The sequence below is a fragment of the Lysinibacillus sp. GW823-FHT02G10 genome, from assembly GCF_058797135.1.
This window is the reverse complement of record NZ_JBXAJI010000004.1, coordinates 101,988-123,564: the sequence shown is the minus strand read 5'-3', so window position 1 is coordinate 123,564 and position 21,577 is coordinate 101,988. Positions and strand designations below refer to the sequence as shown.

The 21,577-nt window shown below is 35.7% G+C and carries 22 protein-coding genes and 1 pseudogene; 18 read left to right on the top strand and 5 right to left on the bottom strand.

Annotated elements, in window-relative coordinates:
- Positions 1 to 5: 5 nt before the first annotated feature.
- Complete coding sequence (locus tag AC1RFD_RS14620) at positions 6 to 551, bottom strand: DinB family protein (protein WP_492475001.1); 546 nt, start codon at positions 549 to 551, stop codon at positions 6 to 8.
- 108 nt (positions 552 to 659) lie between these two features.
- Between AC1RFD_RS14620 and AC1RFD_RS14615 the strand changes: the two genes are divergently transcribed.
- Positions 660 to 1,157, top strand: coding sequence for a GNAT family N-acetyltransferase (locus AC1RFD_RS14615; RefSeq protein WP_492475000.1), 498 nt, complete (start codon positions 660 to 662; stop codon positions 1,155 to 1,157).
- 421 nt (positions 1,158 to 1,578) lie between these two features.
- Here AC1RFD_RS14615 and AC1RFD_RS14610 read toward each other — a convergent pair whose 3' ends face one another.
- The gene (locus tag AC1RFD_RS14610) at positions 1,579 to 1,734 is read right to left on the bottom strand and encodes a YvrJ family protein (RefSeq protein ID WP_082148167.1); all 156 of its coding nucleotides are present in this window, start codon (positions 1,732 to 1,734) and stop codon (positions 1,579 to 1,581) included.
- 173 nt (positions 1,735 to 1,907) lie between these two features.
- Here AC1RFD_RS14610 and AC1RFD_RS14605 point away from each other — a divergent pair, with 173 nt between their 5' ends.
- Together AC1RFD_RS14605 and AC1RFD_RS14600 are read left to right on the top strand one after the other, a co-directional pair.
- The gene (locus AC1RFD_RS14605; protein WP_281217218.1) at positions 1,908 to 2,456 is read left to right on the top strand and encodes a sigma-70 family RNA polymerase sigma factor; all 549 of its coding nucleotides are present in this window, start codon (positions 1,908 to 1,910) and stop codon (positions 2,454 to 2,456) included.
- Between the two features lie 3 nt (positions 2,457 to 2,459).
- On the top strand, positions 2,460 to 2,651 hold the full coding sequence (locus tag AC1RFD_RS14600) for a hypothetical protein (protein WP_004228187.1): 192 nt from the start codon (positions 2,460 to 2,462) through the stop codon (positions 2,649 to 2,651).
- Positions 2,652 to 2,701: 50 nt separating this feature from the next.
- Here the strand turns inward: AC1RFD_RS14600 and AC1RFD_RS14595 are convergent, their stop codons facing one another.
- Positions 2,702 to 3,601, bottom strand: a complete 900-nt coding sequence (locus AC1RFD_RS14595; RefSeq protein WP_054549488.1) for a 3-hydroxyacyl-CoA dehydrogenase — start codon at positions 3,599 to 3,601, stop codon at positions 2,702 to 2,704.
- Positions 3,602 to 3,894: 293 nt separating this feature from the next.
- Positions 3,895 to 4,527 (bottom strand): LexA family protein, encoded by a 633-nt coding sequence (locus tag AC1RFD_RS14590; protein ID WP_054549487.1) that lies wholly within the window; start codon positions 4,525 to 4,527, stop codon positions 3,895 to 3,897.
- Between the two features lie 319 nt (positions 4,528 to 4,846).
- On the opposite strand from AC1RFD_RS14590, the gene AC1RFD_RS14585 reads away from it, so the two are divergent.
- The 12 genes from AC1RFD_RS14585 (at position 4,847) to AC1RFD_RS14530 (ending at position 16,218) form a co-directional block, all read left to right on the top strand.
- Complete coding sequence (locus AC1RFD_RS14585) at positions 4,847 to 5,245, top strand: hypothetical protein (RefSeq protein ID WP_054549486.1); 399 nt, start codon at positions 4,847 to 4,849, stop codon at positions 5,243 to 5,245.
- Between the two features lie 369 nt (positions 5,246 to 5,614).
- Complete coding sequence (locus AC1RFD_RS14580) at positions 5,615 to 5,923, top strand: hypothetical protein (protein ID WP_054549485.1); 309 nt, start codon at positions 5,615 to 5,617, stop codon at positions 5,921 to 5,923.
- A 250-nt stretch (positions 5,924 to 6,173) separates the two neighbouring features.
- Positions 6,174 to 6,518 (top strand): hypothetical protein, encoded by a 345-nt coding sequence (locus AC1RFD_RS14575; protein WP_054549484.1) that lies wholly within the window; start codon positions 6,174 to 6,176, stop codon positions 6,516 to 6,518.
- A gap of 20 nt (positions 6,519 to 6,538) precedes the next feature.
- On the top strand, positions 6,539 to 7,114 hold the full coding sequence (locus AC1RFD_RS14570) for a major tail protein (RefSeq protein ID WP_054549483.1): 576 nt from the start codon (positions 6,539 to 6,541) through the stop codon (positions 7,112 to 7,114).
- A gap of 195 nt (positions 7,115 to 7,309) precedes the next feature.
- On the top strand, positions 7,310 to 7,624 hold the full coding sequence (gpG, locus tag AC1RFD_RS14565; RefSeq protein WP_054549482.1) for a phage tail assembly chaperone G: 315 nt from the start codon (positions 7,310 to 7,312) through the stop codon (positions 7,622 to 7,624).
- Between the two features lie 190 nt (positions 7,625 to 7,814).
- Complete coding sequence (locus tag AC1RFD_RS14560; protein ID WP_492474999.1) at positions 7,815 to 11,159, top strand: phage tail tape measure protein; 3,345 nt, start codon at positions 7,815 to 7,817, stop codon at positions 11,157 to 11,159.
- Positions 11,159 to 12,019, top strand: coding sequence for a phage tail family protein (locus AC1RFD_RS14555; RefSeq protein WP_241489984.1), 861 nt, complete (start codon positions 11,159 to 11,161; stop codon positions 12,017 to 12,019). The genes AC1RFD_RS14560 and AC1RFD_RS14555 overlap by 1 nt, the downstream gene beginning before the upstream one ends.
- A gap of 12 nt (positions 12,020 to 12,031) precedes the next feature.
- On the top strand, positions 12,032 to 13,459 hold the full coding sequence (locus tag AC1RFD_RS14550) for an autotransporter outer membrane beta-barrel domain-containing protein (protein WP_485600415.1): 1,428 nt from the start codon (positions 12,032 to 12,034) through the stop codon (positions 13,457 to 13,459).
- 61 nt (positions 13,460 to 13,520) lie between these two features.
- The gene (locus tag AC1RFD_RS14545) at positions 13,521 to 13,868 is read left to right on the top strand and encodes a hypothetical protein (protein ID WP_492474998.1); all 348 of its coding nucleotides are present in this window, start codon (positions 13,521 to 13,523) and stop codon (positions 13,866 to 13,868) included.
- 42 nt (positions 13,869 to 13,910) lie between these two features.
- Complete coding sequence (locus AC1RFD_RS14540) at positions 13,911 to 15,059, top strand: siphovirus ReqiPepy6 Gp37-like family protein (protein WP_492475050.1); 1,149 nt, start codon at positions 13,911 to 13,913, stop codon at positions 15,057 to 15,059.
- A gap of 89 nt (positions 15,060 to 15,148) precedes the next feature.
- Positions 15,149 to 15,553: a phage holin family protein gene (locus tag AC1RFD_RS14535; protein ID WP_054549477.1), complete on the top strand. Its 405-nt coding sequence runs from the start codon at positions 15,149 to 15,151 to the stop codon at positions 15,551 to 15,553.
- Positions 15,550 to 16,218 carry a M15 family metallopeptidase gene (locus AC1RFD_RS14530; protein WP_054549476.1) on the top strand — a complete coding sequence of 223 codons (669 nt, stop codon included), beginning with the start codon at positions 15,550 to 15,552 and terminating at the stop codon, positions 16,216 to 16,218. Before AC1RFD_RS14535 ends, AC1RFD_RS14530 begins: the two co-directional genes overlap by 4 nt.
- Positions 16,219 to 16,763: 545 nt before the next feature.
- Here AC1RFD_RS14530 and AC1RFD_RS14525 read toward each other — a convergent pair.
- Positions 16,764 to 17,450: a ZIP family metal transporter gene (locus AC1RFD_RS14525; protein ID WP_231595704.1), complete on the bottom strand. Its 687-nt coding sequence runs from the start codon at positions 17,448 to 17,450 to the stop codon at positions 16,764 to 16,766.
- Between the two features lie 208 nt (positions 17,451 to 17,658).
- Here AC1RFD_RS14525 and AC1RFD_RS14520 point away from each other — a divergent pair.
- The 3 genes and pseudogenes from AC1RFD_RS14520 to AC1RFD_RS14510 all read left to right on the top strand — a co-directional run.
- Positions 17,659 to 17,875, top strand: a pseudogene (locus AC1RFD_RS14520) (glutathione-dependent formaldehyde dehydrogenase); the annotation flags it as partial.
- A gap of 232 nt (positions 17,876 to 18,107) precedes the next feature.
- On the top strand, positions 18,108 to 19,796 hold the full coding sequence (locus AC1RFD_RS14515; protein ID WP_319839525.1) for an FAD-dependent oxidoreductase: 1,689 nt from the start codon (positions 18,108 to 18,110) through the stop codon (positions 19,794 to 19,796).
- Positions 19,797 to 19,929: 133 nt separating this feature from the next.
- A complete protein-coding gene (locus AC1RFD_RS14510) occupies positions 19,930 to 21,543 on the top strand; it encodes a GNAT family N-acetyltransferase (RefSeq protein WP_492474997.1) in 1,614 nt (537 codons plus the stop codon).
- Positions 21,544 to 21,577: the final 34 nt, after the last annotated feature.

Here is a 21,577-nt window from a genome sequence, read left to right as displayed (position 1 = left end):
TCATTTTAGGTCACTTTTCTTTTAACAGCAATCTCATAGTGATGTCTCTCATGAATAGCCAGCAACTGAATAGCTTGAATGAGATTAGGATAATGCGCAATGGGATCAGGAAAAACAATATGCCCTGCAACATCCTCGTCTATATTTTGTACTAACTTTTGCAAAGCAAGTGTCTCGTTGATAAGTAATTGCTCGATATCATAACTGTTTAATACAAAGCGTATTTTCTTAGGTGGAATCAAAATACTGGGTGCTCGCATTCCATGTCCTTTTTTGGATTGATATTCTTCATAAATATCATGTATTTCAGTAGAGAATGGCTTGTTTCTTCGCATTTTAGCGATAGGCGTAAGGAATAAAGAATATTTGGTTGCTGTGTGGAGCATTTTGAGAATCAAATAAAGGTGATAAAAGTGTTCACCAATGGACCATTTTCCCTCGCTTGTTACTCGCCATAGTTCTTCCTGTGAAAGTGAATGAATAGCTGGTAGGTAGTGTGCTCGTTGTGCCTGTAATGTAAGAAAGTGTTTTGACATATTAGTAGATTCCATAGATTTTCAGCTCCCTTATTTCCATTTTAAGGATTACTGTTGGAAAAGTACATCAAATGCCAATCGTTATGGCCGATAAATAGGAAAAGTATGATAGGAGGAAAAGGCATGGAAATTAGACAATTAACAGCTGCAGATGCTGAGGTATATAGAGATTTAAGATTAGAGGGATTGCAAACAAATCCAGAAGCTTTTGGCGCTAGCTTCGAGGAAGAAAAGAATTTGTCAATTGGGTCGTTTGCAAGTAGGCTCGAAGGACAGGGAACATTTACGTTTGGGGCATTTGACCAGGAGGATTTACTCGGTGTGGCGACATTGGTGCAAGCAAATAAAATGAAGCTAAAGCATAAAGCGAGTATTTTTGCCGTTTATGTTTCTTCAAAAAAACGGGGATTGGGCATAGGAAAACAACTAATGGTAGAGATCATCAATCAAGCAAAGACACTAGTAGATGTCGAGCAAATTAATTTAACAGTTGTTTCTTCCAATGAATCAGCAAAAGGATTATACAAATCGTTAGGTTTTCACGTTTTTGGAACAGAACGAAACGCCTTAAAAATAGGGCAGCAATATTTTGATGAGGATTATATGGTGCTGTATTTCTAAAAATGCTAAAAAGCCTTTGAAGTATTCCATCTTCAAAGGCTTCAATTTATTAGGATGAGTAACAATGGAACAATGAAATTAAAGCAAGGAATAAAAGAATCCCCGTAATAAAAAGAATAAGTAAAGAGCTAACAATGCCCACTTTTTTTATAAGTAACCATAGACTTAGCAAGATAGTAAGGACCGATAATGGGAGTGCCAGCCAAAATCCAAGATTCCCCAAGTATTCAATCATAATGGGGAATGAATGGTGAAAGTAATTGTAGGGAATATCTAGCATGAGAAAAATGGTCAATATAAGCTCCATAAAATCCCCCCATCTACATATTTGTTATTACATATATGGTATGCAGAAGCATCTTTAAGTCACACGGCAGCATCCTTTTTAAAGGATGCTGCCGTAAATTTTTTTATAGGCTTATTAATTTTCCCTTTTATCTAACAATTTCAAGATGATTGCTTCCAAATTTTCTATTTTCTTCTCAAAACGCATAAAGAGATAGATGGTAATGGCAATAGGGAAACCTGAATTACCTATTAGGTGAACCCACATTTGTATAGTTTCAATTGGTATCATAACATCTTCCTCCCTCATTATTGTGATGCTTACAGTTATGAAAAGTGAACGTACGATTAATAAAATCAATACGAATGAATAAAACAGGGAACATTTGTTCTGTTTTTGGTTTATAATAGATATATGATATTCACTTTAAAGAACAAGAAGGCGAATATATAGGAGTGATGCGAATGTGTAATGAGTACAAAATAATAGAAGAGTTTTTTTACAGAAATAGAGAACAGGTTAAAAACCCAATTATCAGGAGTTTTTTGGCAGATGCACAAAATCTTTATTTGGTACAACATGCAATCTTACATCCCAATGATTGTAATTTGAAAATGGTTGATGAAACATTTCAAGCTCATTATCAAAGGGTACAGAAAATAAAATATATCAGCAATTTAATTTATTTCTTTAGCTTGGATTTCGATAAAAAAAAGAGAAGATTGCAAAATCGCTTTTTATTAGTCGCAGATAGTGGTCTAATGGACGACGGTATAAGTTACGAAGAGAGAGAAGAAGAAGGATTATTAGAAAAAATTGAAAATGAACAGCTCTTTAAAGGCTTGCAAAAATTAACAGACAAGCAACTGCAAATTTTAGAAATGATTTATGTCAAAGACTATTCTATAAAAGTAATCGCTGAAACATTAAAAACAACACCACAGAATATATCCAACCTGCATCGAAAGGCTTTAAAGAAGCTTCATCATATTATTAGAAAGGAGGAGATTTAGTCAATGCAGAACAATATGAATGAGGAGATGCTAATAATTATTGAAAATTTTACGCCAAAAATTAAGCAGTGTCTTCATCAAACAAGTTACCAGGATAGAGAAGACTTAGAGCAGGAGATTAAGCTGAAAATTATTGAAAAGCTGACAACGAAGGAATTTGAAAACACACCTAGTTTTTGGAATTTTTTTGTATGATAAAAAAAGAGCAATGCCCTTTTAAGAAGGACCATTGCTCTTTTTAATCATTAACCCTTTAAGAAATCTGGTTTCGCAAAGCTTGGATTTGGATATGTGTAGAAGCCTTCACCTGTTGCACGGCCCAATTTGCCTTTTTCGATGTACTCTGTTTTTAAGAGGTTAGCTAATTTTTTCATGTTTTCATCACCAGTGGCAGTTGCTTTCGCTTCCACAATGTTATAGGCAGTGTTAATGCCAACGATGTCTAGAATAGCAAATGGTCCAAGTGGAGCGCCTGTACCAATCATCCATGTTTTATCAATTGTTTCTGGATCGGCCACTTCTTTTACAAGTAAAGATTCAGCTGCATCTAAAAACGGAACTAGTAATGAGTTTAAAATATAGCCAGGTTGCTCTTTATGCAATGGTAGTGGTACCATGCCAATGGCGCGTGCAAATTCAATCACTTCATCAAATACTTTCATATCTGTACCAGGGTGTTTCATAATTTCCGCAGTATTGTTTTTCCAAATTGTATTAGCAAAGTGAAGAGCTAAAAATTTATCAGGACGGCCAGTTGCTTCAGCAAATTGGCTTGGTAGTAAAGTAGACGAGTTTGTTGCAAAAATTGTTTTTGCTGGTGCTACTTTTCCAAGATTCGTGTAAAATTCTGTTTTGATGCTCACAACTTCAGGGATTGCTTCTATAACAAGGTCAGCATTGGCAACGGCTTGCGCCAAGTCACTATTAAAAGTAAGACGTGCATAGGCTGCATCCACTTCTTCTTGTGTAGCACCTAAATCTTGTTGATAAAATGGTTTTAATTTTGTAATACGATCCTGTGCATTTTTTAACGCCTCATCGTTAATGTCATACACTGTTACATTAAAGCCTTTGAAAGCAGATTGATAAGCAATTTGGCTTCCTAATACACCACTACCTGCAACCGTAATGTTTTGATAATTCATCGAAATTCCTCCTTTGAAATTGTTACATCAATATAATAGTGTGGATATGTAGATCAATCCTTCGTTACAATTCCATACTACTTCTACCTACGAATAAAAATCAAATGAAAGCCCTTAATATTATATAAGTATAAAAAGTGTGGGTAGTTAGTTAAAACCCTTATTGAAGTATGTGCGAATTTACATTAAAAATAAGTGCATAAAAAAATTGTCACCCAATTGAGTGACAAGCTTAGTCTATAAAATGTGTTACTTTTGTCTTTTTCGTTAATTATTGATTTTTGATTGAGAAATTATAATGTAACCTTAAAACTAATAGCTTTTCCGATAATTTTTGCAGGATTATTCTCATCCACTATATACGGTTCGTGTTTGGGGTTATCTGGCATAAGTAAAATCATGTCACCTTGTTTTTTTACGCGTTTAAGAGTCGCTTCGGTATCACCATTTACAAGTACAGCCGCTATTTCACCGTATTCAACTTCACTCTGCTCTCTTATAAGAACTTTAGAGCCGTTTGGTATGGTCGGTTCCATTGAATCACCTTTCGCCACAAGAGCGAAAATATTACCTGTTGGCAGTAATTCTGAAAACTCGTACATATATCCTTCTACATTTTGTTGTGCAATGATCGGCTCTCCACAAGCAATCACACCTAAAATTGGAATTTTTACAAAGTTAGGCTGTACTTCTATCAAATTTGTTGGTTGCTCCTCTGTTAAATCGGAGCGTTTTATACTAAAATAATCTGCCATTAACTGAATTTTATCGTGTCTAGGGTATGTACTAGCTTTCATCCAGTTAGATACAGTTGTTTCAGGTATATTTAGTTCCCTTGCCATGTCCGTTTGATTTAAACCTTTCTTCTCTAATTGAAGTTTTAAGTTTTTTGAGAAAACCCTCTTTAATTTATCCGAGTTATCCATATGTCATCACCTCCATATGATGATAATACCGATAAAAAGTATTTTTGTAAATCATTTAATACCTTTTAAAAGTATTTTTATCTTGACTGTACCGTTTAAAGGTACTATATTGGAAATAACTTGTTAAATGGTTAACAGTATTAAGAGAAATAAAAGGGAGGAGTTTCGAAGTGTAATTCAATAAATATCATTGTAAAAAAAGAAATAAGAAGTAAATTATTAACAGTGGAATACCGTTTTAAGGTGTTTTAGAAGATGTAAATAGTAAGAGTAAAATTAGAGACAAAAATTCAGAAAGCTAAAAGGATGGTTGTTATATATGTATGAATGGTTACTAGATTATCAGCAAATTGAGGATGAAATTGCTTATTTAGAATATAACCTTGAGCGCTCACAAAAAGAATTAAAACGATGGGTTACTGGGGATTTGGCTGGGGTAAAACTCACTGCTGAATCGGATGGAGCAAAACTGGAAGAGCGAATTGAAAGAATTGAGCGAGAGTTGCAAGTAAAACTTGTGGAACAAAAAAATTTCTTAGGTCTTATTGGGAAATTTAGTGGACTGAATCATAAAATATTAAAATTGAAATATGTGGATGGAATGACATTAGAAGAAATAGCTGAGATATTAAATTATAGTGCTAGTTATATTTACAAAAAGCATGCTGAAATTGCAAAGATGATAAAATTTGCACATGAAATTAAACTAACAAATTGATCTAGTTTGTAGAAATAATAACATATAATGCCATGACCACTTTTATTAAAGGTGGTCTTTTCTATTGCTTCAATTGTAAGCTTTCACTTAATTGACACCAACTAGATTGTATAGAAATGATTGCTAAACCATAATATGATGGTAATGTAAAAGTTCGGCTAATTGAAGAGCTATATTAACAGAAGATTTTTTAGTATCTTTCCTTTTACTGACACTCAGATGATTGAATAGAAGGTATAGAAATTCCGTTATATGATGTTAATGTAGAAGTTTGTTATATGAAATCGTAACTTTACATGAATTGTGTTAGGTGAAGGCCACTCAAAATTGAGTGGTCTTTTAAAATACACATAATAAGGGGATGATTGAATGGAAGCAATATACGCAAAATGCAATAAATCATGTGGTTATAAATTCTATGTTCAGTCTTTCAAGAAAGAGATAATGAACCATACGATTGAAAAAAACTATTTTACTTGCCCTAATTGTGGTAAGGAATATGTTTGTTTTTACACTGATGATAGTATACGAAAACTTCAAGCGGAATTAAGGAAACTATATCTTGAAATGAGAAGGGTTAATGGTTTTCAGTATGGGAAATTAAAAAAAATAGAGTCTGCTTTGAAACAAAGTATTTTTAACAGTATGACGGATATTAAAAATACGGTTGAAAGATAGCTAATAAAAATAAAAGATAAATATTTTGAAAGGAGGTGAAAAATAGTGATCAAGGGAGAACGAATGAAAACGTCTACTGAGTTATTGTCAGTAGGCGTTTTTAGCTTGCAAAAAATCCACAATTGCAGGATTACTGTAGTTGAAATGATTCTTTATTTTAGGAGTTCAATATTTCATTCACTTAAGGGAAAAATGTTCAAAATCTAGCCTGGATTTTTTATCACATTTCAAAGAGTTAGGAGAAATAAATATGAGGGATTTAATGCATCATATTCCTATCATTTTAGAGCCATTAGGTCTGCCTATCATCTTTAACGGATTTCCTCATGAATCCGAAAAACCAAATCAATTCATCACTTTTCTAGAAATAAGTGCAAAGCCAATCTTTGTAGCTGGTGGAAATGAGATTGAAACTGAGAGAATTATCCAGATTAATGTATGGTCCAATCTGAACTATCACCAGCTAACAGAGAGTATCAAACATTTGATGGGAAATGCAGGTTTTGAACGGATTCTAGAATATGATGAGCCTTATATTGTAGGCGAATCTCATTATAACAGGGTACTTCAATTCGCCTTGTGCGATGAAAAATAAAAAATATGGAGGTCATGTAAATGACAATTTTAAATGAAAAACCACAAAAACTGAGCTTAAAACGAATTCATTATGCACTAATGACAAATGAACAAACAGAAACATGGGGTGAAGTTAAAACATTAACAATGCCTATTTCTATGACACTTACACCTAACTTTTCAGAAGCACATTTAGATGCAGGGGATCGTGTTGTTGATCAGGAAGCACAATTGGATTCTATTACAATTGCAGGGGAAACAGCTGACTTACCAACTGATGTCCTAGTAGATTGGTATGGGCATAAGAAGTCAGCAGAAGGTGGTATCATTACAAATGCAAATGATACACCAAATCCAATTGCAATTGGATTTGAATCGGGTACTAAGCTTGTTTGGCTATTAAAAGCAAAATTGAAATTAGGTGAAGAAACAAATTCGACTCGTAAGAAAGGAGAAACAGGTTACAAAGTATATCCATTCGGGGGTGAAGCATTACCATTAATCGATGGTGTAATTAAACATACAGTAGATACACGAGATGCAGGGGTAACGGTGACAGCTGAAACATTCTTTGATTCTGTTGCAAAACCAAGTGAAACTGTTGTAACTCCTTAAATGAATAGGTAGGACATAACTAACTGAGACCTTCATATAAGCTGAGTAATCTACAAATTAACGGAAAATGGTAATTTAAAAACCGAACTATTCGAAACACTTCGCGGGTGTTTCAATGGATAGTTCGGTAATTTTGTAGGTTAAAACACTTTTGTCCCAACCTCTTTTCCTAATATAGAAAGGATGAATAATAAAATGCAAATTACATTAAAAATTGATGGTCAGGAAAAACAATTTTCAAATAACTTTGTGAAAGCCCGGGTGTTTCGCAATGCTTTAAAAATGAATGAGAAAATGAGACAAGAGGGAAATGAAATTTCTGTTGAAACTTTTGATGAAATGATTGCCTTTGTTGTCAATGTGTTTGAGAACCAATTCACAATGGATGATGTTTGGGATGGGTTAGAGGCAGGAAGATTGCAAGATGAAATTATGCGAGTTTTTAATAGTGTTCTAAACATTGGAGGACTAGAAACAAAAACCATCGTAAGTGATGAAGAGGGAAAGTAAGCGAAATAACTCCTTATCAACATATTAAATTATTTTATAGAAAATTGATAAAAGAGGGTTATAAACTACATGAAATTGACGAAATGGATATTCATTTTTGGTTCGAATTGTTAGTTGATAATGATGAAATAGAGGAAGTTACAGCTGATGAAATTTCCTGGTTGTGATGAAACAAAGGCGGTGATGAAATATGGCAGAAATCAGTGCTGTTGAGCTTACTTTAAATACATCGAATTTTAATGGCTCTATAGAACAATTAACTCGTAATTTGACAGTAATGGGAGCTGAATTAAGAGCATTACAAGCACTAGGTAATGAATATGAAAGTTCGGTGGAAGGTTTAACAAATAAACACAATATTCTTACACGATCAGTTGAAACTGCAAACCTAAATTTTACTGAGCAACGTAGAAAGTATGATGAATTAATAGCTTCAGGTTCAACAAATACCGAGGAAATAGAAAAACAGGCAATTGCTGTGAATGAAGCTCTTGTTGAATACAATCGTTTAAATACACAGCTAACAGAAGTCGGTCAGCAATTAAGTGAGCAATCATCAAAATGGAACAAATTTCAGGAGCTTGGTGGAAAGTTAAAGACTGTTGGGGAAAGTATGTCCACTATTACAGCTCCTATCAAAGCTTTTGGTGTGTATGCCCTAAATGCTGCTGTAGATTTTGAAAGTGCTTTTGCCGGTGTACGTCAAACTGTGAACACTAGTGAGGAAAATTTTAAGAAGCTTGAAAGTGGAATCCGTAGTATGGCTAAGGAGCTTCCAGTAAGTGCTACTGAAATTGCAGGAGTTGTTGAATCAGCTGGACAACTGGGAATTGCGGAAGAGCATCTTATTTCCTTCTCACGTGCTGTTATTGATATGGGGAATTCAACGGATATGACACGTGAACAGGCAGCAAAAGAGTTCGCTGAGTTTGCAAAAATTGTAGGAATGGGGCAAGGAGACTTTGATCGATTAGGCTCCTCTATTGTTGAATTGAGTACTACTATGGGTGTTGCTGCATCTGACATTATGAAGATGGGAATGGGATTTGCTGAGCAAGCTTCTAAAATTGGTTTAACCGAATCTCAAATAATGGGACTAGCTGCTACCATGTCGAGCTTAGGGATTAACGCTGAAACTGGGGGAGCGGCTATGACTTCAGTTTTGCAAAAGATTCAAAAAGCTGTAGGAGATGGCGGTGAAAGCTTATCTGGTTTTGCTCAGGTAGCTAACATGACTAGTGCCGATTTTAAAAAGGCATTTGAAACAGACGCGGCCTCTGCTTTAGATGCATTGGTTAAAGGGTTAGCAAAATCATCAGAAGGTGGAGCTAACTTAAAAGATGTGCTTGCTGATTTAGGGGTTAATGGTGATGAAACTGATGTACTTTTAAGTATGGCTGGTGCTTCGGATTTACTTACATCAGCTGTTAATTCTTCTACTGATGCTTGGAAGGAAAATACGGCTTTATCTGATAAAGCAGCCGAGCGTTATCAAACGACAGAGTCTCAAATGGCTATAATGAAAAATCAGCTTGTAGATGTAGGTATAAGCATCGGAAATGTATTAATTCCCATTGTACAAAAAGTGCTTGATATTTTTGTGCCCTGGATTGAGAAGTTCAGCAGTTTATCTTCTGAAACACAAAATACAATTGTTATTATTGGTGGTTTAGCAGCGGCTATTGGCCCTTTATTAGTAGTTGGAGGAACATTGATTTCAAGTATTGGATCAATCGTGACTGCAATCGGTGGGTTTTCCATGGCAATTGGAGCAGCAGGTGGGGCTACGACGGCGTTAGGTGCTACATTAGCATTAATAATGAATCCTGTAGGCATAGCTGTTGCTGCGTTTGCAGGTTTAGGAATCGCAGCATATGCAGTAACTAAGAATCTTAATGAATCATCTATCCAAGTAGAAGATTGGAAAGGTAAAGTATCTGAAGCCACTGCCGAGTCAGTAGGGAGCTTTTTGGAGTTATCAGATCAAGCGACAGTGGCACTTAATCAACTAGCGTGGTCTGGTCAAACAGTCACACAAGAAATGGCAACAAATATGGTAGCCATTTATAGTGAGATGGGTGATCAAGTGTTAGCCGAAATGCAAGCTGATCATGCTCAAGAACTAGAGACCATGCAGAACCATTTTGCTTCAAGTAATGCTCTAACTGAAGAACAGGAAGCAAATATATTAGCTCGAGTAGCACAAAGTCAAGCAGAGCAACAACAAGCTATTACAGATGGAAAAGCACGAATTACAGAAATTTATCAAAATGCTGCTGCTAATAATAGAACCATAACTGAAGCAGAACAACAGGAAATTAATCTGATTCAACAAACGATGAAGGAGAATGCAATAAAGCATCTTTCAGATAGTGAAGTAGAGCAAAAGATTATTTTAGAAAGCTTAAAAAACGAAGCCTCAAAAATTTCAGCAGAACAAGCTGCTGAAGTTGTCCAAAACTCCTTGAAACAAAAAGAAGATGTGATTCGAGATGCTGAAGATCAATACAACGAAACATACAAGTGGGCAGTTAGACAACGGGATGAAACAGGTGCAATGTCTGCAGAAGAGGCACAGGCTGTAATTGATGAAGCCGGACGTAAACGAGATGAAACCATTAAAAATGCCGAGTCTATGCATCAAAAGGTTGTTAATGAAGCAAAACTCCAAGCTGAAGAACATGTGAATAAAGTAAATTGGGAAACTGGAGAAGTCCTTTCCAAGTGGGAAGTTTTTAAAAATAATGCTTCAAAAAAATGGGATGATATTAAAGTAGGTGCTTCAAATAAATGGGAAGAAATGAAAGCAGACACTATTCGGATTTGGGAAGAGATAAAGGCTTGGCCTGGTAGAAAAATAGAAGAGATGAAATCCACAGTCGAAGACAAAATGACAGACGTCAAAAATAAAATCGAAACAAAGTGGAATGAGGCACAGTCATTTTTGAAAAATATTGAGCTCTCAAGTATAGGTAAAAACATTGTCTTAGGTTTGGTTTCTGGAATAGGTGATATGTTTGGTAATGTCCGTAGGAAAATTGAAGAATTGGCAGGACTTATTCCAAACTGGGCAATGGAAATCCTAGGTATTAAATCTCCTTCGCGAGTATTTATGGCTATTGGAAGAAATACAATTGAAGGCTGGGAAATTGGTATGGCCGAGAGGAAAGAAAATCTAAAAGGAGTAATGAACGATTTAACAGATAATGTTGAAAATACAGTTCGAAAAAACTTAGGTATTCATAGTCCCTCAAATGTTATGCGTAATTTCGGCATTAATCTGGGCCAAGGATTAATTTTAGGCATTGATGATATGGCAGATAGAGTTGCAAATGCAGCACAGCGCTTAGCTTCCAATATGGATGGTCATCAAGGCATAAGTTCTTCCCAGGCAACGTCGATTGATAGATCACGCACTTATACTAGTGGAGATACAAATATTTATATATATGATAGTCACCCTTCTCCATCAGAAATAGCTCGAAAAAATAAACAAGTGCAACGTCAATTAGCAATGGAATGGGGGATGATCTGATGATTGAAGAAGTTATATTTACAAATGCTCGGGGACAATCTATTAAATTCTCCAATCAGAAGCCCTTCTTATTACAGTCAATAGAGGGGAAGGCAGATGTTAGTGCTGATATCCAAACACAATCAGCGCCATTTCAAGACGGTAGTACTTATATAGACAGCTACCTACAACAGCGTTCTATAGCTTTAAATGTGTCGATATTAGCAGAAAATAATTTATCAATGTTAGAACAACGGCAGTTACTTGTTTCTGTTTGCAACCCTAAATTTGGTCTTGGAAAGCTCACTTACATTAAAGGAAATACAAAACGCGAAATTCAAGCTGTAGTTGAAAATGTACCCGTTTTTGGTGTTGGGAGAGAGAATAATGGAATAAGATTCCAACGCACTATTATTAATTTTCTTTGCCCCTCACCTTTTTGGCAGGAATTTTTTACTGAAAGTTATAAGTTGGAAGACTTTGTTAGTAACTTTAGATTTCCTTTTTATTTCCCAGTACGTTTTGCAACACGAGGAGACTCGAAAGTGCTAATTAATAATGGTGATGTACCGACACCAATCGTAGTTGAGTTCAGAGGACCGGTAGTAAATCCCCAAATCACCAATATAACAACAGGTGAATTTATTCGTGTAAATCGAGAAATACCTACAGGTTACAAACTTTTTCTTGATACATCGTTTGGCAATAAGCAAGTTGAAATAGAGAGTCCCAATGGAGTGAAAGAAAATGCATTTCACTATATTGATTTACAATCCACCTTCTTTCACTTAAATGTTGGTGAAAATAGGGTTGCTTTTATAACAGATAGTGGAAATCCAGAGGTTTACGTAAAGTTTAAACAAAAATATTTAAGCGTATAAGGATGTGATGGAATGGCTGAAAAATATAAATTTTTTGATCCAGTACAAAGAGAAGATGGAACATACGATAGGGAATACAGTGCGCAAGAGTTTACTGATTATTTTAAAACATTAATAAATACAGGCATTCTAAAGGCGGCCGGTAATCAATTAAATGTTGCAGCAAATGGATCTAATATGATGACAACTATTGACACAGGGGTGGCATTTATATTAGGACGCTATTATGAAAATGATAGTTTAAAAGAATTACTTCATGATACAGAATCACTTGGTAATAGTCGTATCGATAGAATAGTTATTAGAATGGATTTAAGTACAGAGGCAAGATATGTGAAAGCGTTTATTAAAAAGGGAGTAGCTTCCGCAAAACCAGTTGCACCGGCTTTAACCCAAACGGCCAACTTTTACGAGATTTCATTAGCACAAGTTAAAGTGATAGGTGGGCAAACTTATATAAATGCTAATGATGTGACGGATGAGCGTGGTAAAGATACGCTTTGTCCATGGGCAGGGTCTAACATTTTACCAAGCTTTAATGACAACGCTTTGACTATGCATATTAATGATGATACGTTGCATATACCTTATGCCATTACAAGTGGTTTAACAAATACCTATACAGTACTAATTCCTAACGTTAATCAATACACAGAAGGTATGGCGATGTCTGTGAAGATTAACATTCAAAATACAGGGGCATCAACTATAAATGTTAACGGATTAGGTGCTAAAAACATAATAAAAGCAAATGGGAGTCTTCTTTCAGGTGGAAATCTCAGAACAAATAGTGTTTACACATTAAGATATAATGGGACGGCTTTTATATTACAGGGTGAAGGGGGGGGTGGGACGGCAACCTCAACAGATGTACTTGCAGGAAAAACATTTACCAATGATAATGGTGAAGCTACAGGGTCTATGATTAATCACGGTTCGAAAGGAACTATTATACCTGGTACTTTTAATCAAAGCATGGCTGCAGGTTACTATAACGCTTTTAACATTGCTGGAGATGGGAACCTGATTGCAAGCAACATAAAAAAAGGTGTTAATCTTTTTGGTATAGCGGGAACTTCTGAAACTAAAATTGCGTATACTTCAGCAAATAGAACTGTATCATCTGGCAACCCCACTATGCAAACATTTACTATAACACTAAACGCAGGTTTTACAATTAAGGCATATATAATCGTAATTAATTCCATAAATTTCGGACCTTATACTCTTAGTGGAATCGGAGTTTTGGTAGACGGAGTAAAAAGTGGGACACTACCATTAGGTGGGATGGGATATAACAATCAAAATTGGCTATACGTTAGCAATGGGAGTTCTATTTCTGGAACTACATTAAACGGGTCTATTACTGTTAATGCAAACTACTCTGGGATAACAAGTGGACAAACAATTTCTTTAGAAGCTATAGCTTGGGGGTTTTAATAATGAGTTTAAATAGTTAGGTTGAAGAATATATTATTCAGTCTCAAACGGTACGCTTATATTGGATACAGCAGAATATGCTGGATATGATCAAACAAAAAGAACAACTAAAGAAGAGGATTTTTTACTACATCCTGAGCTTAGTAAATATGTAATTAATGAAATAGAGCATATAGATTTTTTGGTGAGTTTAGAGAAGAATTTACAACTTGCCTCTCGTTTAAGAGTAAATCCCCAAACCAAAAAAAATGAATTTGCTTATCAAAAACCAGATTTATTTGAAAAGCCTATGATAGAAGAATTAAAAGAATTAAAAGATTTAGAGAGAACCAGATCAACAACGTATATTAGATTTAGAATTAATGCTTGCAAAAGCAAAAAAACTTTAGCAAGATTCTTTTTAGAGTAACACTATTGTATATATTTGTATCAGAAATAGAGGTGAGTAACTATAAAAAAAAGCATTCGCATATTATCCCTAAACATGGACATCCTAGCTGAAATTGATAACTACGAATCCATGTTTTTCAATCGTTCATGGTATGATGTAGGAACAATAGAATTGCGAATAAATCGCCATATAAAATACGCTAACACTTTATTAAAAGATAACCTTATTCTCATCGGAACAGATTTGAATAAGGTTTTTATTATTAAACATCGTGAAATTGAGTTAGATGCAAGTGGTAAAATTACAGAAAACTGGTTAATTAAAGGTTATTCTCTAAAATCGATTGTTGCTCAGCGTATTACCATTCCACCTACAAATAATGCATATGATAGTAAGACAGGTGCAGCTGAAACTGTAATGAAACATTATGTGTCTCAGAACCTTGTGAATCCATTTAATAGTAAAAGAAAAATACCCCATTTGTTCATAGGAACGGATCTGCAACGGGGTATGCATTTAAGTTATTCAACTAGATTTAAAAATTTAGCAGAAGAGATAAGCATTCTTTCTTTATCGAGTAAGTTAGGTTGGGATATAACTCTTGATTTAAAAGATAAAAAGTGGATATTCGATGTGATGGAAGGAAGGAATTTAACAGTAGGGCAATCAATAAATCCACCGGTCATTTTTTCGCCTCAATTTGAAAGTTTAAAATCATTGCATTACACAGAAAGCGAATTAAATTACAAAAATCTAGCAATAGTTGCTGGACAAGGTGAAGGTGTGGATCGTCGAATCATCGAGGTAGGTGACTATACATCAACAAAACGTCATGAAGTTTTTATTGATGCCAGAGATATTGCAGAAGTTGATGATAATCAGCAATTAATATCACAAGAGAAAATTACTGAAGCTTTAGTTGCTCGTGGAAAGCAACAGTTAAAAGAATTCATGCAAGAAGAGTATTTGGAGGGACAAATACTAACGAATAGTCCATTTAAATATCAAAAGGATTATGACTTAGGAGATGTGATAACAATCCAAAATTCTGATTGGAATATTTCAATGGATGCACAAATAACAGATATAAAAGAGATTTATGAGACCTCAGGATTTAGTATTGAAGCAACGTTTGGAAACAACAGACCTACACTTATACAAAAAATTAAGCAAGAGTTTACTCAAATAAGTGGAGAGATAAGAAAATAACTGATATGAATAACTATTTTAGTACTTATCTTAAGGCCTTCCATACTTTTGTGTATGGGAGGCTTTTTCTACAAAAAGGAAGTGGTGTAGTGGAAAAATGGATAGCAACATGGGGTGGCTTTATTGGAGCACTTATTTCATATTCAGTAAATGGTTTAGGAATCGCAGTAACTGTTTTGATCGGATTTATGACTATAGATTATATTACGGGGATACTATCAGGAATAGTCAATCACAATTTAAATAGTCGGATTGGTGTTAATGGTATTATTCGAAAAATCTATTATTTGATGTTGGTAGGCTCTATTTACTTGCTTGCTTTTGTGATTCCAGGGATTGAGTACGCAGGTGATGGAGCAGCTATTGCCTTTTGCGTCCTTGAATTTATTTCAATAACGGAAAATGGAACAAAGATGGGGTTGCCAACACCAAATTTTATCAAAAATATTTTAGCAATTGTAAAAGATCATTCTGGAGAGGAAGACAGCAAATGAGCATAAATATTACAAAGGCTTGTAGAGATTTAGATCAGTTGCTATCAGTAGCCCAAATAGCATGTCGATTATTATTTCAAGAATGCTATAAAGAAGGGATTAAAAATATTTTTATTACTGAAACATATCGTTCTCAAGAAAGACAAAATTACCTATACGCACAAGGTAGAACTAGACCAGGGCAAATTGTAACTTGGACATTAAGTAGCAAACATACATCACGACTTGCTTGGGATATTGCAATTGGTCCACCACAATCTTTGTATGATGAGACGACGTTAAAACGAGTAGGAGGTATTGCTCGTAAATTAGGTATAGTATGGGGGGGTGATTGGACAGGTAGTATAGATAGGCCTCATTTTGAAGTACCAATAACTTGGAAGTTGCCAGCTAATTATAATTTAGAAGGACAAGTCATTGTACCTAGCAGTAGTAAAAAGAAAGTCCAATTAATTAACGTAGAAAACAAGGAGGAGACGAAAGTGGCTCAAGCATGGAACCCACATTCAACAGCAATACGTACAGCAACGGAGAGCTATATAGCTCATGCCATCAAAGAAGGGGTTATTCAAGAATCGCATTTAAAAGATTTAAGGAACGGTGTGATGACAACTGATCACTTATTAGGTCTATTTATTACTATTCAACAACGACGTGCCAAGTAGTTAAAATACCGCCAACTACATGGCGGTGTTTTAACAGTAATAAACCAAGGTAAACCACCATTACCCTTAGGAACTCTCATTGTTTGTAATATGATGGGGTTAGACCATATGGAATAGCCAGCTACTAGTTTCTGAAGGACAATATCTATTTAGGTAAGCACTTGGGACCAAGCTAAATAAAGTGTACACTTCAGTGAACTAATAATGATATACATACATAAACGATTAATAGGATAACCACAATGGTAAAACCGAATAGCCAGCTGATTAACATGATATCTAACTGCACTCGCGACCATTAAATTGAGAAACTTGAAATTTGTTGGGTAGATCTCAGCTTCCTCATTTATTAGTCAGTTACAAGCCATGCCCTATCAAGATATTTATAAAATGGTTTTTTTATCCAAAATAGGCTTTGAAAATAACGAAGTCTCGATTGTTATAAAAAAAAGAGGTTTCTAAAATTTTAACGCTTACTTTAATGCTAGTTAGTGAAGAAGAATAAAAGAGGAAAGGGATGTCTCATGCGCGGAGACATCCCTTTGTTATTCAACAAGTATATGGAAAATATAGCTTAGGAAATAACCTAGAAAGAGATACATAAAAAATGCTTTAAATGAGACTTTCTGTAGCTGATGCAAAATGAATTCAGAAATACTAGCTGTAGCAATCAATCCTATCGAAATGCCCATTAAGATCCCTTGTGCTTTGTCTGGTAAGGCCCAATACTGACCAAACCAGATGAAAATACTAAAGAAAATAGAGAAGATGAAGAAATAAATGAAAAGTCTCCAAAGCCTTTCACCTTGAGAGATGAGTGCAGTAGATAATGCAAATCCCTCTGGAACATGGTGGAGAATAATGGAGGCTGTGAGAGAAATACTTAATGCAGCATTTCCAAGTAAATTTCCAACAGTGAGACTAATAGGTATTGTATGGATAATCATAGCTAGTGTTAATAGAGAGACAGAGGGATTCTGTGCATGAGAAGCATGAAATAAGGTATCTAGTAGTTGGAAGATGAAATAACCAATAAAAATACCTAATATAATCCCAAATGATTGATAGATTTGAAAGGAAGAAGGGATGATATCTAGCACAAGTAAGCCTACTAAAAAGCCTCCGCACAATAATGATAATCCCTGTGTTGTATGCTGAAATAGCTTAGAGAAAATCCAGGCAATCGCGCCCCCAATGCTCACACTGAAAAATAGAAAACCGCCAAGTATCATTGCACTCACCTGTAAAATTCCTCCGCCCTATCATCAACTTAATGCCTTTTTCAAACTATATGCTAAGTAGAAATGAATATGCTTGACATTGAATTGCCTGCATAAAAACGATAATGACAAAGATGTACATACTGCAGGTTAGTGAAGGAAAGAATAGAGTCGAAAATATATGCTTGTTGTGATGATACTATGCAAAGGGAGTGTTGTCGTGAAGGCTGTAACCTATCAGGGAAATAAAGATATTAGAGGGTCCAACTGTTAAAAGAAGGACGATATTATTGTGAAAATCACTTCTACTGCTATTCGTGGAACTGATTTGCATATTTCCAAGGCGCTATTTCTTCACATAAGAATTATGTAATAGGTAAGAGCATGTGACAAAAGTGAAAAAGGGTGACTGTGTCCTCTTGCCTTTTAATGTATCGTACCATTACATATCAATTGCCATTAGAAGAAGCAAGTAGCCTATGAAATAATTTGTGGACGGGAAGATAACTGTATAAAGTTGATTCTAAAACCTTAAATCGAGTGAGTATGCTCCTTTTTTTGTGGAAATATAGGGAATGGTTTAAATTGACTGAATATTGGTTTAATTCTATACTTTTTAATAGAAAGGACAGATTCATCGATTTAGCTCATATAGGGAGGAATGGTTGAATGAAATGGGATGCTAGTTATGATGTAGTAGTAGTAGGCTCTGGTGCAGCGGGATTGACAGCAGGTTTAACAGCAAAGTTACAAGGAATGAAATCATTAGTGATAGAAAAAACAGATCGCTATGGTGGTGCTTCTGCTATTTCAGGCGGTGCTTTATGGATTCCTAATAATCATATCATTAAAGGTGCAGGTGTCCCAGATACACATGAACTTGCACGCCAATATCTAGATTCAACAATCGGTGATCGTGTGCCAGAAGAGCTAAAGGAAGCTTATATTACGAGAGGGCCTGAAATGTTACGCTTTTTATACAATAAAACAAAGCATATGCGCTTCCAATATGCAAAAGGCTACTCGGATTATTATCCAGAAAAACCAGGTGGGTTGTCACAGGGACGCTCTATTGAACCACTTATTTTCGATTTAACAAAAATGGGCTCTTTAGCAAATTCTATGCGTCGTGCAACTCTATCAACAAAAGGCTTCACGATGAATAGCTACGAGTTTCATAAAGTGAATATGATTACCCGGACACTAAAAGGTAAAACTACTGCACTGAAATTAGGGGCGCGTTTAGTCAAGTCAAAGGTAACTAAGAGCGATCCGGTAGCCTTAGGAGAAGCATTAATTGCACGTTTACGCCTCTCCCTTGCAGAAGCAAATGGTGAGCTTTGGCTATCAACGGCCTTTAAAGATTTCATTATGGGTAAAGGAAGAGTAATTGGAATTATTGTGGAACGAGATGGACAAGAGCTTAAAATTGAGGCAAAGAAAGGTGTAGTTCTGTCATCAGGTGGCTTCTCACATAATCAGACACTTCGTGAAAAGTATTTACCAAGTCCTACGAATGCTGCATGGACTTCTTCTCCAGAAGGTCAAACAGGTGACATCCTTGAACCTGGCGTAAAAATTGGTGCAACGTTGGATTTAATGGATAAAGTATGGGGAGCCCCTTCTGTTATTGATCCACAAGGACATCCATTCTTCCTTGTGGCAGATCGTGGCGTGCCCAATATGATTGTAGTGGATAGTGCAGGGCAACGTTTTGTCAATGAAGCGGCTCCATATCATGAATTCGTGGATACGATGTATAAGCATCAAGAGGTCACACAGCAGGCAGTTCCTTCCTGGATATTAATTGATGCTTCAGCTAAAAGCCGTTATATTTTTACAGGATTGTTCCCAGGACAGGCATTCCCGAAAAGTTGGTTTGAGCATGGAGTTGCAAAAAGTGCGGAAACAATTGAAGAGCTTGCCAAACAAATGGAAGTGCCAGCGGAGAACCTAGTAGCAACGGTGAATCGTTTTAATGACTTTGCCCGGAACGGACATGATGATGATTTTTATCGAGGAGATAGTGCCTACGATAATTACTACGGGGACCCGACACTACCAAATCCAAATTTAGCAGAAATCAAGAAAGCACCATTCTATGCATTGCGTCTATATCCTGGAGACATCGGCACAAAAGGTGGCCTCGTAGTAGACGAATATGCTCGTGTAATAAAGGAGAATGGCGAACCCATTGAGGGGTTGTATGCTTCTGGCAATTGTTCAGCGTCTATCATGGGGGAAACGTATCCTGGCCCAGGCGCAACCATTGGACCTGGTATGACACTAAGCTTTGTGGCGACAGCACATATGGCCAATGCAGTGACAAAAGATGAGATATCACTTGTAAACGTGTAAATGAAACGAAGCCCTTCCTTTCTAATAAGGAGGGGTTTTTACGTTGGTGTAATGTTCTAATACTTTCTTGCTAGGAATATAGTGGCTACTAAATGTATGGCGATAATCATGTGAAAAGGAGCGATTTAGTTCATTGCTAGCTTATAAACTCATAACGACTATCGAAGAGTTAGAGCCCTATCGGAGCATTTGGTCAGAGATTCTTGAAAAAGAGTATAATAATAACCCTTTTATTGAGTATGAATGGATTTCAACTTGGTGGACAACGCTCGGGATTCATGACAATGTCAAAATTTACATAGTGGAGCATCAAGGTATAGCAGTGGCCTTTTTTCCGTTAGTGCATTCTGTACGATTTGGTACAATCCATTATTTCAGCTTTTTAGGACAAGGTTTTGCGACCTATATGGAAGTGATTGCTGATAAGGAGTGGTTAGAACCTTCGATTACGTTTCTTTTGAAGGAGTTTTCACGAAAATATAAGCGTTATTTAATCGTGTTACATGGATTATTAGAAAGTAAAAATACCTCTCAAGTATTAGAAAAATATGCGATTGAATATCAGATGCCTCATTCGATTTTTCGAACTGTCACATCTTATATTGATTTCCAAACCATTCCTATGGAAACATTTCTAAAGATGCATCGTAAGAAATTCAAAAGCCTTAAACGGCGTGAAAACAAATTAAAGTCTCTTGGTCATGTCGCCTTTCAGGAAGTGAATCACAATCATCTACAAGACATGTTTACGTTATTCAAGAGAAGATGGCAAAAGAAAATTGATAAAAGTGGCTTTACTGAAAAGCAAACTCGTCTATTTTATGAGCAGCTAGCTAAAACCAACAGTAAGGAGCTTCGCGTAGAAGTCGATAGCTTACAATTTGAAGGGCAGTGGATTGCTTTTACAATTGACCTATGCTGTAGAGAGCGCAATTTTTGTCAGGCAATGGGCCATGAGCCAGATTTTAATCTATTTGGTCCAGGTCGCCTCATTGAAAAAGAAAATATGCTAAAAGCACATCAAGCTGGCTATCGTTATTATGACTTAGGAAGTGGCTATGAGCCATATAAGTTTGAATGGTATACACATATTGATTTTACTAGGAAATTTGTGATGAGTACAAAAGGAGTTAAAGAGCGTAGTATTCGATTATGGATGGTCATACGTGATCGCCTAAAAGGGCTATTAACGAATAATCATCAGCTAGTAAAATTGAAGCGAGACCGATTAGGAGAACTGCGTTATTTTCTGAAGCATGCAAGCACGAAAGATTGGCTAAGAGCTTTTACAAAAATGTTCCAACGAATGCTAGCCATTCATATTTTAGATGTTTATATTGCAAAGCAACAACAGAGTAAAGGAAATGTGAGATTTCAAGAATTATCAATGAAAGACATCATGACAACGAAGGATCGAGCGAAAAATGTTACAGATTTCTATAAGGGCTATCGACTCTTTGCAGATAGCGATCATGTCATCTATAAGCGACACGATCAAACGGTATCCGAAGAAACGGTTAACTATTCCTATGAGCTGTCAGACAATATGTCGTTTATAAAAGAATATGATAGCTTGCGACTAAAGGAGATCGTTGCAGATGTGCAGCGGGAAGGGAGAGCAGTCTGTACAATAGTCCCTTGGTATAAGAGAACCAGACGAAGAAAGCTCATGCAGGCAGGCTTCCATAAAGTAGCTAAAATTAATATAATAAAGATTTTCAAGTGGCAAAAAATATACGATATCTAAATAACAACACCCTCAGCATATTTGCTGAGGGTGT

Bases quoted from the DNA above. Each gene is read 5' to 3' on its own strand.
- AC1RFD_RS14525 (WP_231595704.1), bottom strand. From the start codon at position 17,450: ATGATACTTGGCGGTTTTCTATTTTTCAGTGTGAGCATTGGGGGCGCG.
- AC1RFD_RS14595 (WP_054549488.1), bottom strand. From the start codon at position 3,601: ATGAATTATCAAAACATTACGGTTGCAGGTAGTGGTGTATTAGGAAGC.
- AC1RFD_RS14570 (WP_054549483.1), top strand. From the start codon at position 6,539: ATGACAATTTTAAATGAAAAACCACAAAAACTGAGCTTAAAACGAATT.
- AC1RFD_RS14605 (WP_281217218.1), top strand. From the start codon at position 1,908: ATGTGTAATGAGTACAAAATAATAGAAGAGTTTTTTTACAGAAATAGA.
- AC1RFD_RS14615 (WP_492475000.1), top strand. From the start codon at position 660: ATGGAAATTAGACAATTAACAGCTGCAGATGCTGAGGTATATAGAGAT.
- AC1RFD_RS14585 (WP_054549486.1), top strand. From the start codon at position 4,847: ATGTATGAATGGTTACTAGATTATCAGCAAATTGAGGATGAAATTGCT.
- AC1RFD_RS14580 (WP_054549485.1), top strand. From the start codon at position 5,615: ATGGAAGCAATATACGCAAAATGCAATAAATCATGTGGTTATAAATTC.
- AC1RFD_RS14600 (WP_004228187.1), top strand. From the start codon at position 2,460: ATGCAGAACAATATGAATGAGGAGATGCTAATAATTATTGAAAATTTT.
- AC1RFD_RS14560 (WP_492474999.1), top strand. From the start codon at position 7,815: ATGGCAGAAATCAGTGCTGTTGAGCTTACTTTAAATACATCGAATTTT.
- AC1RFD_RS14550 (WP_485600415.1), top strand. From the start codon at position 12,032: ATGGCTGAAAAATATAAATTTTTTGATCCAGTACAAAGAGAAGATGGA.
- AC1RFD_RS14515 (WP_319839525.1), top strand. From the start codon at position 18,108: ATGAAATGGGATGCTAGTTATGATGTAGTAGTAGTAGGCTCTGGTGCA.
- AC1RFD_RS14530 (WP_054549476.1), top strand. From the start codon at position 15,550: ATGAGCATAAATATTACAAAGGCTTGTAGAGATTTAGATCAGTTGCTA.
- AC1RFD_RS14590 (WP_054549487.1), bottom strand. From the start codon at position 4,527: ATGGATAACTCGGATAAATTAAAGAGGGTTTTCTCAAAAAACTTAAAA.
- AC1RFD_RS14610 (WP_082148167.1), bottom strand. From the start codon at position 1,734: ATGATACCAATTGAAACTATACAAATGTGGGTTCACCTAATAGGTAAT.
- AC1RFD_RS14555 (WP_241489984.1), top strand. From the start codon at position 11,159: ATGATTGAAGAAGTTATATTTACAAATGCTCGGGGACAATCTATTAAA.
- AC1RFD_RS14575 (WP_054549484.1), top strand. From the start codon at position 6,174: ATGAGGGATTTAATGCATCATATTCCTATCATTTTAGAGCCATTAGGT.
- gpG (WP_054549482.1), top strand. From the start codon at position 7,310: ATGCAAATTACATTAAAAATTGATGGTCAGGAAAAACAATTTTCAAAT.
- AC1RFD_RS14620 (WP_492475001.1), bottom strand. From the start codon at position 551: ATGGAATCTACTAATATGTCAAAACACTTTCTTACATTACAGGCACAA.